Source organism: Aminobacter sp. UC22_36, from assembly GCF_044056035.1.
GTDB lineage: Bacteria > Pseudomonadota > Alphaproteobacteria > Rhizobiales > Rhizobiaceae > Aminobacter.
On sequence record NZ_CP171996.1, the window covers coordinates 3,582,365 to 3,595,893 of the forward strand.

General features: G+C 62.3%; 10 protein-coding genes and 2 tRNA genes. 6 read left to right on the top strand and 6 right to left on the bottom strand.

Annotation, left to right across the window (positions count from 1 at the left end; genetic code table 11):
• Positions 1-29 precede the first annotated feature (29 nt).
• Positions 30-106, bottom strand: a tRNA-Arg gene (locus tag ACHMW7_RS20970).
• 44 nt (positions 107-150) lie between these two features.
• A complete protein-coding gene (locus ACHMW7_RS20975) occupies positions 151-456 on the bottom strand; it encodes an ETC complex I subunit (RefSeq protein ID WP_395447406.1) in 306 nt (101 codons plus the stop codon).
• Between the two features lie 158 nt (positions 457-614).
• Here ACHMW7_RS20975 and ACHMW7_RS20980 point away from each other — a divergent pair.
• Positions 615-691: transfer RNA gene (locus tag ACHMW7_RS20980), tRNA-Pro, on the top strand.
• Between the two features lie 115 nt (positions 692-806).
• Here the strand turns inward: ACHMW7_RS20980 and ACHMW7_RS20985 are convergent.
• The 3 genes from ACHMW7_RS20985 to ACHMW7_RS20995 all read right to left on the bottom strand — a co-directional run bounded on the left by ACHMW7_RS20985 (position 807) and on the right by ACHMW7_RS20995 (position 3,816).
• Positions 807-1,472 carry a helix-turn-helix domain-containing protein gene (locus ACHMW7_RS20985; protein WP_395447407.1) on the bottom strand — a complete coding sequence of 222 codons (666 nt, stop codon included), beginning with the start codon at positions 1,470-1,472 and terminating at the stop codon, positions 807-809.
• Between the two features lie 444 nt (positions 1,473-1,916).
• Entirely contained in the window at positions 1,917-2,573 is a 657-nt protein-coding gene (locus ACHMW7_RS20990; protein WP_395447408.1) for an ANTAR domain-containing response regulator, read from the bottom strand.
• On the bottom strand, positions 2,560-3,816 hold the full coding sequence (locus ACHMW7_RS20995; RefSeq protein ID WP_395447409.1) for a transporter substrate-binding domain-containing protein: 1,257 nt from the start codon (positions 3,814-3,816) through the stop codon (positions 2,560-2,562). Before ACHMW7_RS20995 ends, ACHMW7_RS20990 begins: the two co-directional genes overlap by 14 nt.
• 615 nt (positions 3,817-4,431) lie before the next feature.
• Here ACHMW7_RS20995 and ACHMW7_RS21000 point away from each other — a divergent pair.
• The 3 genes from ACHMW7_RS21000 (at position 4,432) to ACHMW7_RS21010 (ending at position 9,992) form a co-directional block, all read left to right on the top strand.
• Positions 4,432-6,492, top strand: coding sequence for a hydantoinase/oxoprolinase family protein (locus ACHMW7_RS21000; protein ID WP_395447410.1), 2,061 nt, complete (start codon positions 4,432-4,434; stop codon positions 6,490-6,492).
• A 43-nt stretch (positions 6,493-6,535) separates the two neighbouring features.
• Positions 6,536-8,545 (top strand): hydantoinase B/oxoprolinase family protein, encoded by a 2,010-nt coding sequence (locus ACHMW7_RS21005; protein ID WP_395447411.1) that lies wholly within the window; start codon positions 6,536-6,538, stop codon positions 8,543-8,545.
• A 109-nt stretch (positions 8,546-8,654) separates the two neighbouring features.
• Positions 8,655-9,992 (top strand): purine-cytosine permease family protein, encoded by a 1,338-nt coding sequence (locus ACHMW7_RS21010; protein WP_395447412.1) that lies wholly within the window; start codon positions 8,655-8,657, stop codon positions 9,990-9,992.
• Positions 9,993-10,150: 158 nt separating this feature from the next.
• Here the strand turns inward: ACHMW7_RS21010 and ACHMW7_RS21015 are convergent, their stop codons facing one another.
• Entirely contained in the window at positions 10,151-11,890 is a 1,740-nt protein-coding gene (locus ACHMW7_RS21015) for an ATP-binding protein (RefSeq protein ID WP_395447413.1), read from the bottom strand.
• Positions 11,891-12,021: 131 nt separating this feature from the next.
• On the opposite strand from ACHMW7_RS21015, the gene ACHMW7_RS21020 reads away from it, so the two are divergent.
• The gene (locus ACHMW7_RS21020) at positions 12,022-12,681 is read left to right on the top strand and encodes a response regulator (RefSeq protein ID WP_395447414.1); all 660 of its coding nucleotides are present in this window, start codon (positions 12,022-12,024) and stop codon (positions 12,679-12,681) included.
• 180 nt (positions 12,682-12,861) lie between these two features.
• Positions 12,862-13,494 carry a LysE family translocator gene (locus ACHMW7_RS21025; RefSeq protein WP_395447415.1) on the top strand — a complete coding sequence of 211 codons (633 nt, stop codon included), beginning with the start codon at positions 12,862-12,864 and terminating at the stop codon, positions 13,492-13,494.
• The last annotated feature ends 35 nt before the right edge of the window (positions 13,495-13,529 follow it).

A 13,529-nucleotide genomic window follows, 5' to 3' on the forward strand; every position in this document is an offset into this window, starting at 1 on the left:
CGCAGCCAATGTCTAAGCGCTTGATATTATGGCGATCCCGACAGGATTCGAACCTGTGACCATCGGCTTAGAAGGCCGGTGCTCTATCCAGCTGAGCTACGGGACCGCTGGCCGGCCCGTGACAGGCCGGCGTGATCGTGCCTTGAGACGTCAGTGCGTCCAGGGCGTCCTGCGGTCATAACGGAAATTGTCGGAGTAGGAAATCTGCCGGCGCTTGGCTTCCTTGGGCTCCTGCACGCGGAAGGCAATGCCTTCCTTTTCGGCATAAGCGACCGCCTCTTCGCGGGTCTCGAAGGTCAGCCGGATCTGGCTCCTCATGTCGCCGGAGCTGGTGTAGCCCATCAGCGGGTCGATCTTCTTCGGCTTCTCGGCGTCGAATTCGAGCACCCAGTGCCCGGTCTTGGCTTTGCCCGACTGCATGGCGGTCTTGGCAGGGCTGAAAATTCGCGCGGACATACTTCCCTCATACGTGAGTCCGCGCCGAGCGCGGACATCCAGATGCGCCCGTCATTTACTGCGCAATCGCCCCAGCCGCAAGACGAAAGCCGGTTTTGGCTTTTTTGCCCTTGCCATGTCGAGCGGAAGCCACTAGGCACGGCGTCGAAATGTGATTTCGGAGTGTAGCGCAGTCTGGTAGCGCATCTGGTTTGGGACCAGAGGGTCGGGAGTTCGAATCTCTCCACTCCGACCATTTTTTTCTCCCCGCGGCATCGATCTGCCCCCATCTGCCCGATGGCATTTGGCGCACAATGGCATTGGCACGTTGCGCCATTCGCGTGCGATGGAACGGCTGCATGGGCCGTCGCTCAGCCCTTTCCTGCCGGCCGGCATGACACGACCGAGAGGAACCGGACCGGCAGTGTCAGCAGTTGATCGGGGCCGTGCGGGGCGGCTGCGTCGAAGAACAGGCTGTCGCCCGGCGCCATGCCGTAAAGTGCCATCCCGTGGCGCCAGGCCATCTCGCCTTCCAGTAGATAGATGAACTTCATGCCGGCATGCTGGCGCAAGGCGGGACGGTCGGCGTCATCAGTCAGGGTGACGAGACAGGGTTCGACCGACACACCTGCGGCATCAGGGACGACGTAGCCGAGCGGGCGATGACCGGCGCGCGTGCCGCAGCGCTCGGTTTGCAAACCGGCCTTCACGAACTTGGCGTCGCGCAGTTCCTCGGACGGTTTCAGCAATACGCTCAACGGCACGGCCAAGGCGCGCGACAGCTGATGCAGCGTGGTCAGCGATGCCGAGATGATCCCGTTCTCGATCTTCGACATCATGCCGAGCGACAGGCCCGCGGCGCGTGCCAGCTCGATGATGGTCATGCCATGCTTGCGCCTGCAGGCCCTGACCTCGCGGCCGATCGCCATTTCGAGCCGGTTGCCGGCAGCTCCGCGCAGCGCGTGCGGGTCCTGGTTCAACGCCTGAGCTGCGTCGGCCATGTCGCGTCCGCCGAAGTCGAGGCCTGATATTGTCATGCGCGTCACCTCCTGAAATGCCCATGTCGCCGGCCTCGTCGGGCCCCCTGTCGCCGGCATCTGTCGCCCCGTCGCAGCGACGGCCCGACCCGAAATTCCGACGCCCCCCGAAATTCCGGCAACCCGTTTGCACGTCGGCGCGACTGCAGTGGTCTGCGGACCTCCGCGACGGCGCAAGGCTGCCCGCCTCCTGTGTCCAGAACGCAAAAAGCTCCCGGCGGGGTGACCCGCGGGAGCTTTTTTGCTCTGCCATCGGCCCGCATCGGTGCGGGCGTGATGGGGTAAAGCGTCAGGGATTTAGGCGGTCATGTCAATGGGAGTCTGGGGGGGAGTTCTCGGGGTCGAGGGTGCTGCGGCGCACCGACATTCGATGCGCGACAGGCCCGGGCTGCTGGCATATCAGGTCGACCGAAGCAACTAAGAAGCGCATCAGTCCGGAGATAGCTAGGCAACGTCCACAGTCTCCTTCACCGGCAGCTTGAGCACGTCGCTGGCATTGATGATGGCGAGCGCGATCGCCTCGATGGTAGTGCGCTTGTTCATCGCCTGCTCGCGCAAGGTCTCGTAGGCGACCTGCTCCGACACCTTGTTGGTGGCCATCAGGATCTCCTTGGCCTTGTCGATGTCGCGATGCGCCTTGAGCTTGGCGGAGAGCCGCTCGACGCGGATGCGCAGCCGCTCCTCGCGCCGGTGGTTGTTGACGCTCAGAAGGATGTTGGCGAGGATTCCGAAGGTTCTGAGCGGCAGGCCGATCACCGCTTGCGCCCGCAGCCGCAGCACCTTCTCGACGATGATCGGGTTCTCATAGTCGACGATGGCGATCAGCACCGCCGGCGGATCGTCGGCGTTCCAGTTCCAGGTGATGCCGCCTTCGACGAGCGGGCGGATGAAGGCGAACACCACGTCGATGTTGGCGGGAATTTCGGCCGGCGGCGGCCAATTGGTCTGGACCTGGCAGCCGATGCGGTTGAGGTGCTGCCAAAGCTCCTCGCCCTCGCTGCTTTTGGGCTGCAGCAGCAGCACACGCAGCGAGCGTATGTCCTTGATCTGGATCGGCGCTGATCCGTCATGCGGCGCCACGTTGGGGCTACGTGATACCATTGGTCCTCATTACGGCAATGTCGTCGGTTGCAACGCCTGCCTGTGGTGTCGTTCGGTTTCTTGTTCCCATGCCCCTCGGCACGGGGTCATAGCGAATGCATGGCCAGGCGCTCCCCCATTCCTCGGGGTTGTAGCTGGCGAGATAGGGATCGGGCCGGACAGCCGTTGCCGATTTCGACAGGATCTCGAACTGGCCGTCCTCGCGCGCCCGCGCCACCCGCGGCCAGACATGGGTATGGGCATTGTCGGGGTCGATGCGGATGCGTCCTTGCGGGGCGTCGAATTCCGAGCCGAGGATGGCCGGCCTGAGCGTCTCGACATCGTCCGTGCCGGTCTTGCGCAGCGCATTGGCCACGACATGGACCTGGAAATAGGCCGCCTCCCAGCACATGTTGGTCACAGCATCGCTGCCGAACTTCTTCTTGTAGCGCTCGACGCAGCGTTCGTTCTGCAGGCCCCCGACCGACTGGAAATAGCTGGCCGAGGTGATGTGGCCGGCGCCGACATCGATGCCCATCGCCTGGATGTCGGACTCGCTGGTCGTCAGGCTGGCGATCGGCATCGCCTTCGCATCGAGGCCGGCTTCGGCGAAGGCCTGGTAGAAATGGACGATGCTTTCGCCGACGAAATTGCAGAAGATCACGTCCGGCTGCTTGCGCTTGATGTCCGCTACCAGCGGCTTGTAGGCCGAGCGCCTGGCGTCGAGCTTGAGATAGCCGCGGCCGGCCACCTCGCCGCCATGCTTGACAAGCATCTCGTTCATGATGCGGTCGGACTCGCGCGGCCAGATATAGTCGGAGCCGACCATGTAGAAGCGCTGGCCTACATGGTTGAGCAGATGTTCGCCGAGCTGGACGCTGTTCTGGTTGGGGGCGGCACCGCAATAGATGGCGTTGCGCGAATATTCGAAGCCCTCATACTGGGCGGGATAGCAGAGCAGCCCGTTGCGGTGCTCGACCGCCTTCAGCACGGCCTTGCGCGTGCTCGACATGTAGCAGCCGAAGATGATCCTGACGCCGTCCTCGACAAGCAGCCTGTTGGCCAGGCTGTGATAGGCAACCGCATCGCAGCCCGGATCGTAATGGACGGCGACAAGCTCGCGGCCGTTGATGCCGCCTGCTTCATTGACCTCGTGGATGGCAAACAGCGTCGCATTCAGCATGCTGCGTTCCATCACCGAAGTGACGCCGGTCTGGGAGAACAACACGCCGACCTTCATCGGCTCCTCGGTTCTTGTCGCCATCAATTGCCAACTCCGTCAGATTGTTCATCCGCGAACTCGACACAAAAAAAGCGCCCAGCGCGGGTAACCGCAGCAAGCGCCTTTGCTCGACTGATGGGGACATCGCTGTCCTTACGTAAACTGTGCCTGAAGCCATCTGGCCCGTCAACTCGCTTGCGCCCCGGCAAGCGACATTCGGCCAATGACATGGTTGACCCCAGTGCCGGAAACGCTGTCGGACAGTCGCAGGCGAGCCGGCAAACCGCACAGGAGGTCGCTTTGCCTGGTGTTGCGCCGACCAGATGAAATGCCGGTTGACAGAAATCGGGAAGTTGCGGATGATCATCGACATCAGGCCTGCGACGCTGCGGGCTGAGACCAGAGCAAAAAGGCTCCCGCGGGTTATCTCCGCCGGGGCCTTTTTGCGTTTTACCACCAGTGCGCTGCGCGCCCCATCTCTTCGGCTGCGCAGACAGCAACGACGCTGACAATACCCATTGCCGCCTCGAGCGACATCAGTCGCTCGCACCCCAAATTCCCTGGGATTCCGTAAGGATTCCAGACGTGCGGAGCTTTGCCAAAACGGCTCCGCCCGGCGGAAGCACAAGACAACATCAGCCTGAGGAGGAACTGGACGTGAACAAGGTAGAGACATTTGGCACTGCGGTGCGTGTGGCCTGCGATGTGGGCGGCACATTCACCGATGTGTGCATCCTGAACGAGGCTTCCGGCAAGATCCATGTCGCCAAGACGCCGACGACGCCGGACCCGATCGACGGCGTGCTCAAGGGCATCGAGGCAGGCGGCGTAGCACTTCGCGACATCATCCTGTTCTCGCATGGCACGACGCTGGCCACCAACGCGCTGATCACCCGCCGTTTCCCGCCCGCCATCATGGTCACGACCAAGGGTTTTCGCGACGTCATCGAAATCCGCCGCGGCACGCGTGACGATCTCTGGGACACCTACAAGGAAATGGCCCCGCCCTATCTGCCGCGCCGCGACCGGCTGGTGGTATCAGAGCGCATCGACTACTCGGGCAAGGTCATCGAGGGCGTCAATGAAGCCGAGGCGCGTGAACTCGCCCGCGTCATCAGGAAACGCAACGTCGACAACATCGCCGTCTGCTTCGTGAATTCCTTCGTCAATCCCGAGAACGAGCAGCGGATGCGCGACATCCTGCTCGAGGAACTGCCCGGCGTTTCGATCTCGTTGTCGAGCGACATCATGCCCGAGATCTTCGAGCATGAACGCTTCAACACCACCGTCGCCAACACCGTCCTTGGGCCGGTTGCGGGACAATATGGCGCCGAGCTCGAAAGCCGTATGCAGGCCGGTGGTTATGCCGGCGATGTGCTGCTGCTGCATTCGGGCGGTGGCGTCATGACCGCCAAGGGCGCCACCAAATTCGCGGCACGCCTCGCCGCGTCAGGTATCGCCGCCGGCGCGATCGCCAGCCGCTTTATCTCCGAACTGGCTGGATACAAGAACTCGATCAGCCTCGACATGGGTGGCACCAGCACCGACATCAGCCTTTGCTCCGACGGCCATCTCCACGTCACCAATGACTGGCATGTCGAATACGGTTATCCGATTCGCTTCCCAAGCATCGAGGTGCTGACCATCGGCGCCGGCGGCGGCTCGCTGGCCTGGCGCGACACGGCTGGTGCGCTTCGAAACGGACCGCAATCTGCCGGCTCGACACCGGGCCCGGTCTGCTACAATCAGGGTGGAACCGAGCCGACCAACTGCGACGCCAACGTGTTCCTCGGGCGCCTGGGAACCAAGCTCGCCGGCGGCAAGGTAGAGCTGGACGTCAAGCTTGCGGAAGGTGCGATCAACCGCGTCATTGCCGAGCCTTTCGGCATGGATGCGGAGCAAGCGGCACTTTCGATCCTGAAGGTCGCCAACGCCAACATGGCGGACGCCGTCCGTCTGGTGTCGCTGCGCAAGGGCTACGACCCGCGCGACTTCGCGCTGGTGGCCTTCGGCGGTGCGGGTGCCCTACATGGCGTGGCGCTGGCCCGCGACCTCTACATCCCTGTCGTGCTGATCCCGCCGAACCCTGGTGTCACGTCGGCCATGGGCTGCCTGCTTGTCGACATCACCCACGACATCACCCAGATGTACACCGACACGGTCAGCGGCATCGACATGGCCGAGCTCAACAGTGCCTTCCGCGTCCTCGAAGAAGACGGGCACGACCGCCTGCTGAGCGAGGATATCTCGCCCGAGCAGATGCTGTTCCAGCGCTACATCGACATGCGTTATCTCGGCCAGTGGCGCTCCATGTCGATCCCGGTCAGCGCCGACATCACCAACCTCAACGAGGCCGTCAGGCAGTTCCATGAAGAACATGGCCGCGAGCACAACTACTCGAGGCCCGACGCCCCGGTCGAGGTGTGCCGCATCCAGGTCAAAGCCACCGGCCTCAACCGCAAGGCGGAGCTGGCCAAGCACGAACTGCGCAACGCTCCGTTGCCTGCCCCCGTCGGCGAACGCCTGGTCCGTTTCGACGAAGCGCCGGAGCGTATCAAGACGCCGATCTACGACCGTTCGACCCTGCATGCAGGTGCGGTTGTCGTCGGCCCCGCGATCATCGACCAGCTCGACTCCACCATCGTCGTGCCGCCCGGCATCAAGGCCGAAGTGGACGAATACCTGATCATCAGGATGCACGTTCCGCAGCAGTCGTGAACGAAGCATCTATCGCCACACAAATTTGAATTGGAGATTGGAAATGGCACCGAAAAAAGATCGCCGTACGCTCGATCCAGTTACCTTCGAAGTTCTGAAGAACGCCTACGTCAACATCGTCGACCAGATGGCCGAGCAGATCCTGCGCACCTGCTACTCGTTCGTCATCTACTCCCGCGACTTCTCCTCGGCATTGTGCGACCCGACCGGGGACACGATCATGCAAGGCAGCGGTGATATCGCCGCTCACGTCGGAACACTTCACCTGACCGCCAAGGCGGTGATCAAGAAGTTCGGCAATGACGTTCATCCTGGCGATGTCTTCGTCATCAACGACGTCTACCAGGGCGGCACCCACTTCAACGACACCCGCCTGTTTGCCCCGATGTTCTACAAGGGCGAACTGCTCGGCTACGCTCAGGCCAACGGCCATTGGGCGGATGTCGGCGGCGCCGTTCCCGGCTCGTTCAACGTGAACGCACTCGATCACATGGCCGAAGGCCTGCGTATCACCCCGGTCCGGGTCTACAGCAAAGGCGTGTATCTTTCCGACGTCGCCGAGCTGATCGCCCACAACACGCGCGCGCCTAGCGACATCATCGGCGACCTCCAGGCTCAGGCGGAGGCCTGCCGCCTGGCCGAACGCGAGGTCCAGCGCCTGTGCGACAAGTACGGCGTCGACACGATCAAGAAGTCGTTCAACGAGGTCCAGGACTACGTCGAGGACATGACGCGCCAGCGCATCTCGGAGCTTCCTGACGGCACCTGGGAAACCATCGACTATATCGATGTCGATCCTGACGAGGGCGAAGGCCTCGTCCCCATCAAGGTCAAGATGACCATCGATGGCGACCACGTCCACTATGACCTGACCGGGTCACATCCCAAGACTGTCGGTTCGTTCCTGAATTGCTGCTATGGCGGCGCGTTCGCTGCCGTCGTTGCGGGAACCAAGATGCAGTCGCCCGACATTCCGATGAACTCCGGCTTCTACCGGGTGGTGACTGTCGATGCCGGCCCGCTCGGTTCGGTCGTCAATGCCGAATGGCCGACGCCGGTCGCTGGCTTCGCGTCAGGCCCGTTCGAAAAGATCATGAACGCGGTGTTTGAGCTTTGGGCGGAGGTTCTGCCGGAGCGCGCCATGGCCTGCACATTCAACCTCGACTATTTGCTGATCGGCGGACGCGACACACGTCACGAAGGCAAGCCGTACTTCATGTGGTACGACTGGATGGTCGGCGGCTGGGGTGCGCGCAACGGCCGTGACGGCTGGGCCGCCACCGGCCCGGTGTTCGGCGTCCAGCTCGGAACCCAGCCCTTCGAAGGCCAGGAACGCCTGTCGCCTGTGTTGACGACCTGCCATGAGCTGATGGTTGACTCAGGTGGTCCCGGCGAATTCCGCGGCGGCCTCGGTGTCCAGAAGGGCGGCACGCTTTACGCCTGCGAGCGCACAGTGGTTTCATACTGTTGTGACCGCGAACGCTCGATCACCTGGGGCCTGTGGGGCGGACTGCCGTCCATCCCGCACGGCGTCTGGGTCAATCCCGGCCAGGAGACGGAGCGCTACCTCGGCTCGCTGTTTTCTGGGGTGCCGCTGCAGCAGGGCGACACCGTTCAACGCCCCTCGGCTGGCGGTGGTGGCCTTGGCGATCCGCTCAAGCGCGATATCCAGAGTGTGCTCAGTGACGTGGTCGAAGGCTATGTCTCCATTGAGCGGGCCAAGAAGGACTACGGCGTCATCGTTCATGCGGTCGACATTGATCTCGACGAATACAAGATCGACGAGAACGCGACCCTGGCGGAACGGGCGCGTATCGCCAGCCATCGCAAAGAATGGCTGAACGAAGACGCCGCGAAAATCGCAGCCCTCTATCGTGACAAGAAGCTCAACATGCTCGATCTGATCCGGCAGTACGGCGTCATCGTCGACTGGGGCTCGGGCGAGCTTCTTCCCAAGACCACCGCCGAGTTCCGCGAGATGCTGAAGCGGCGGACGGTTCCCTACTGGACGGCATCGGGCCAGGCCGCCAATGCGACCCTGAAGGTCGCCTGATCAAGGGAAGGCAGCAAGCTCTCGCAGGCTTGCTGCCTTCTTCGCCAACGGGGTTTGCACGATCAGAATCAAGAAGTCTGGCAATAATCAAAAAATCTGGAGATGAACCATGTCTGGAAGTCTCGATGTCGCAGGGGAATTAGACTATTCGCAACGGCCAGTTCCACCCAGTGGCCGCATGCCCAAGCTCAATCTGACGATGGCCTTCTGGGCAATCTGCAGCGCCATGTTCTTTCTCATCATCTCGGCGACGCTCGCCGAAATCTATGGCACCGCCAACACGATCATTGGCCTGATACTGACGGTTATCTCCTATTCGGCGATCAATGCCGTGATAACCCGCTACGCAATCCGCTCGGGCCTGTCGGTGTCGCTGTTTTCCAGGCTGTTGTTCGGCCGCTACGGATCGGCGATCGCAACCTTCATCTACGCGGTCTCAAGCATCTATTACGCCGTGTTCGAAGGCTCTGTCATCGCCACCGCGGCGACATACTACTTTGAAGGCCTGACCTTCGCTGTCGCAGCCCTCATCGTCTGCATCTACAGCGTGCCGCTGATCCTCGGCAGCGTCCAGCATTGGCTCGACAAGTTCAACGGCTATCTGCTGCCGCTGTATCTTCTCGGCTTGCTTGGCACGGTGGTCTACGCCATTTCCCACTACGGCTACAGCAATGCGTGGCTTACCATGACGCCGGCGGGCGGCGCCCCGCCCTATGGCTGGATCAACGTCTTCATTGCCTTCATGGGCGTGTGGTGGATGATGATGTGCACCTTCGACTTTGCTCGCTTCGGCAAGAAGGAAGACGAGAACTACCACGCCGTCTTCAATTTCGGCCTGCCGTTCTACACGCTGACTTACTTCGTCAACGGCCTGGTTGGCATCTTCCTGGTGCAGACGATCCCGCTCGAGGGCGCGACGTCGGAAGTCTCCGTCGTCAAGGCGCTGATCGTGATGATGGGCGCTCTCGGCCTGCTGTTCGTATGGATCAGCCAGACCCGGATCAACACGACCAACTTCTATCTGTCGACGGTCAACATGCAGGCATTCTTCAGATTGGTGTTCAAGCTGGAAATGCCGAAATATGTCTGGGCGATCATCGTCGGCATCATCGTTTACTTCGTGATGCTTGCAAATATATTCCAGTACATTCTCATCGCCCTCGCCTACCAAGGGATATTTGTTGTCGCCTGGGTCGGTGTTGCCTTGGCATATATCCTGTGCGGACAACATGACGGCGCCGGCGAGGAAGGCGAACGGTCAGATGACGAATTCCCCGCCTATTATGCGCCCGGCATGGTTGCCTGGTTCAGCGCGGTGGCACTTGGCATCGGGCTCTTGCTGGTGCCTGGATGGGAGCTGCTTTCCGCCCCGGCTACGGTGATCAGCAGTTTCGTCTTGTTCTGGGGTCTTTCGGGACGCGTGAGAACGGTCGCTATCGCCTCATGAAACTCCCGGGCGCGGTCGCGTTCTCGAAAACCATCATCGAGATTCGACGGCGCCCGGACGAACGCGCGTGACGTGTAAGACAGCTGCGTTGCTTTCCAGACAATTTCTGGCACTCGCTTCGTGCGTAATTTTAGCGACCAGCCTTGACCGCCGTGCCGTCAATCCACGCCGCTTGAAATCGCCTGCCGGAGTTCCGCGTCTGATATCGGCTTGTGCAGAATACGGCTGCCGCCTGCGCTCACCTCCTTCAAACGTGACGGCGAGGTATCGCCGGTGATGATGATGGACGGCACGGCGTGGCCGAGATAGCCGCCAAGCCTCCGGATCGCCTCCAGCCCCGTCGCCCCATGCGCCAGCCGATAGTCTGATATGATCAGGTCGACCGTTGCGTCACCGCGCATGGCAGCCGCCGCATGCACCGCCTGGGCCTCCGCCGCCGATCGCCCGGCATAGACGCGGTGTCCCTCGATGGTGAGCAGTTGCTCCATCGCCTCGAGGATGTCGTTCTCGTCCTCGACGACGATGATGCCGCCGGCTGTCGCCGCTGCCCTCGCCTCGCGCTGGGGGACCGGGGCTTTCGCCGCGTGGGCTTCGGGAACCGTGATCGAAAACATCGAGCCGCGTCCGGGCGTGGATTTCAACCTCAGCGGGTGTTTCAGCAATTCGGCTGTGCGGCGAACAATGGCGAGGCCGAGCCCAAGGCCCTGCGTGCGATCCCGGGCCGGGTTCTGCAGCTGCACGAATTCCTCGAAAATCATCGCCTGCTGGTCATCAGGGATACCGGGGCCAGTATCCCAGACCTGGATCTCGACAAGATCGCCGCGCTTGCGACAGCCAAGTACGACGCCGCCCCTTTGCGTATAGCGAAAGGCGTTGGTCAGCAGGTTGTTGAGCACGCGCTTCAGCATCATCGGGTCGCTTTCGACTTTCAGGTCGCTGTCCACCACCCGCCATTTGAGGCCACGCTGTTTTGCTTCCGCGGCAAATTCCTCGCGGAAATCGCGGAACAGTTCGCGCAGCCCCACCGTTTCGCGGGCGACGGTGACAATGCCGGCATCGAGCTTGGAGATATCGAGAAGCGCGTTCAGCAGGCCGCTCAGATTGCCAATGATCGATTTGGCCCTACCGGCAAGGTCGCGGGCCTTTTCGGCGGGCACATTGCCGCGTTGCCCCAGTACGGCGACCGTCGACACGAGCAGGCTCAGCGCATGGATCGGCTGGCGCAGATCGTGGCTGGCTGCGGCCAGAAAGCGGGTCTTGGCGCGGTCGGCGGTTTGCGCCCGATCGCGCTCCTCCTGCAGGTGCTCGACCAGCCTTTCATTTTCCATACGCAGGCTGATGGTCTCGCGCAGCATTCGGTAGGTGATGCGGCAGTAGTAGAAATTGATCACGACGAGCGAGACGAGCAGGAACAGGAAGCCCGCCGAAATCGCGCTGCTGCTGGTGATGACGCGGGCTGCGACAGGCAACACCGTCGCCAGGATCGAGCCGATCAGCGCCGGCGGAAAGGCCGAAAGCGACGGCACCGTGCCGCAGACGAGGCCGGTCAGCACCACCACGGTGAAGGACAACAGAAGCGGCGCTTCCGGCAGGAAGCCGACCCACCCGAATATGCCCCACAACAATCCCGAGACCCAGGAGAAGGCGGCCGCCAGCCATGCCCATCGCATGATCGTTTGTGAATCGCGCGGCCGGCTGAAGAAGCGGCGGGAGGCAAAGACGCGCAGCGCAGTCAGCGCATAAAGCGTGCCGAGCCATCCCGCCAGCCATGGTGTGGAAATGCCGCTGCGCAAGACGTAGACGGCGGCGAGCGAAATGACGATGTTGGAAATGACCACGCCATATGAATTGCGATAGAGAAGCTCGACCAGAGCCTGGCGTATCTTGTCTTCCTGCATCCGATTCCCCTGAAGTGCCGGATGAAGATCGCACAATCTGTCCTTCCCGGGACAGTTGATCTACCGGCAATTTATTTCCCATAAGTTGGCGTTCTACCGACTCGCATCGCTTCATCATGAATGGTGACCACATGAACCGCCCTCTCACCTTCATCCTCGCCGACGACCACGCGCTGGTGCGCGAAGGGCTGAAGATGCTGATCTCGACGATGGACAACATGTCGGTGGTGGCGGAAGCAGCCGATGGTGAGGCCCTGCTGGAGCAGGTCACCAAGACGCGCGCCGACCTGTTGCTCCTCGACCTCGGCATGCCCGGAGTTGCCGGCATCCAGTTCATCTCCGACATCAGGGAGCTCGTGCCGCGGCTGAAGATCATCGTCCTGACCGCCAATATCGAGCCGCGGACGGTGCGCGCAGCACTCGAGGCGGGCGCGAGCGGCTACCTGACCAAGGACGGCGACCCCGAGGAACTCGGCGAGGCGATCGAGGCGGTCAGGAAAGGCGGAACCTACCTTGCCCGGACCGTGCGTTTCGCCGTCGGCGAGGCGTCCGGCAACGGCAGGCCGCCAGCTGTGCCCGACATCCTGTCGCCGGTGCCGCTGACCCGGCGCGAGCGCGAAATCCTCGCTTTGGTGGCGCAAGGGCTGACGGCGCGCGAAATCGCCGAACGGCTGGGCATCAGCCCGCTGACGGTGCGCAAGCACCGCGAAAACCTGATGGGCAAGCTCAATCTCCACAGTGCCGCCGAACTGACCGCCTATGCGGTTCGCCTGGGTTTGCCCACGGCCTGACGGCCGCGCGACGCCGTCTCCGCGGGCAACCCTCCGATCACGATCAGCAGTCAATATCTGCTTAACCATCAACAGATTAGCCAAGGCCGGGCGCGCTCTAAATACGGCATCTGTCGTATGTCTTCACGTCAGCGACGAGCCTACTCCTCCCAGCGATCGCATCATTGGGGAGGAGCCGACATGCCGTCGCTGGAACTGTTGTTGCCGTTTGCCTTGGCAACGCTGGCCTTCGCCTGCATGCCGGGGCCGGCCATCCTCTACATGACGGCGCAGACGGTGGCCCTCGGCCGCCGCGCCGGGCTGATGGCGGCCTTTGGCGTCCATGTCGGCTGCTACGTCCACATCTTCGCCGCGGCCATCGGCCTGACCTCGCTGATCGAGCAGGCGCCGATGCTCTTTCAGGCAATCAAGCTTACCGGTGCCGCCTATCTCGTCTGGCTCGGCCTCCAGATGTTCATGGGCTGGGGCAAATCGCACGGCGACGCTGCCAGCCCCGCCTCGCCCAGCCTCGCGTCACAAAGCCTGCGCGACAGCGTCATCGTCGAGGTCCTCAATCCGAAGACCGCTTTGTTCTTCCTGACCTTCCTGCCGCAATTCGTCGACCCGACAGCCGCCTCGCCGCTGTGGCTGCAATTCCTGCTGCTCGGCATGTTCGTCAACCTGGTGTTCTCGGCAGCCGACATTGCTGCCGTCGGCATCGCCTCGGCCACCCTTGCCCGCGTCGCATCGGGCGACGCCGGCTGGATCGTGCCCAAGGCCTGCGGCTCGATCCTGGTCGGTCTCGGCCTGGCGCTGCTCGGCCACCAGATCTGACATGACACGACGCCGATCCATGCATTTGCCCAGAT

Bases quoted from the DNA above. Each gene is read 5' to 3' on its own strand.
- ACHMW7_RS20975 (WP_395447406.1), bottom strand. From the start codon at position 456: ATGTCCGCGCGAATTTTCAGCCCTGCCAAGACCGCCATGCAGTCGGGC.
- ACHMW7_RS20985 (WP_395447407.1), bottom strand. From the start codon at position 1,472: ATGACAATATCAGGCCTCGACTTCGGCGGACGCGACATGGCCGACGCA.
- ACHMW7_RS20990 (WP_395447408.1), bottom strand. From the start codon at position 2,573: ATGGTATCACGTAGCCCCAACGTGGCGCCGCATGACGGATCAGCGCCG.
- ACHMW7_RS20995 (WP_395447409.1), bottom strand. From the start codon at position 3,816: ATGGCGACAAGAACCGAGGAGCCGATGAAGGTCGGCGTGTTGTTCTCC.
- ACHMW7_RS21005 (WP_395447411.1), top strand. From the start codon at position 6,536: ATGGCACCGAAAAAAGATCGCCGTACGCTCGATCCAGTTACCTTCGAA.
- ACHMW7_RS21010 (WP_395447412.1), top strand. From the start codon at position 8,655: ATGTCTGGAAGTCTCGATGTCGCAGGGGAATTAGACTATTCGCAACGG.
- ACHMW7_RS21015 (WP_395447413.1), bottom strand. From the start codon at position 11,890: ATGCAGGAAGACAAGATACGCCAGGCTCTGGTCGAGCTTCTCTATCGC.
- ACHMW7_RS21020 (WP_395447414.1), top strand. From the start codon at position 12,022: ATGAACCGCCCTCTCACCTTCATCCTCGCCGACGACCACGCGCTGGTG.
- ACHMW7_RS21025 (WP_395447415.1), top strand. From the start codon at position 12,862: ATGCCGTCGCTGGAACTGTTGTTGCCGTTTGCCTTGGCAACGCTGGCC.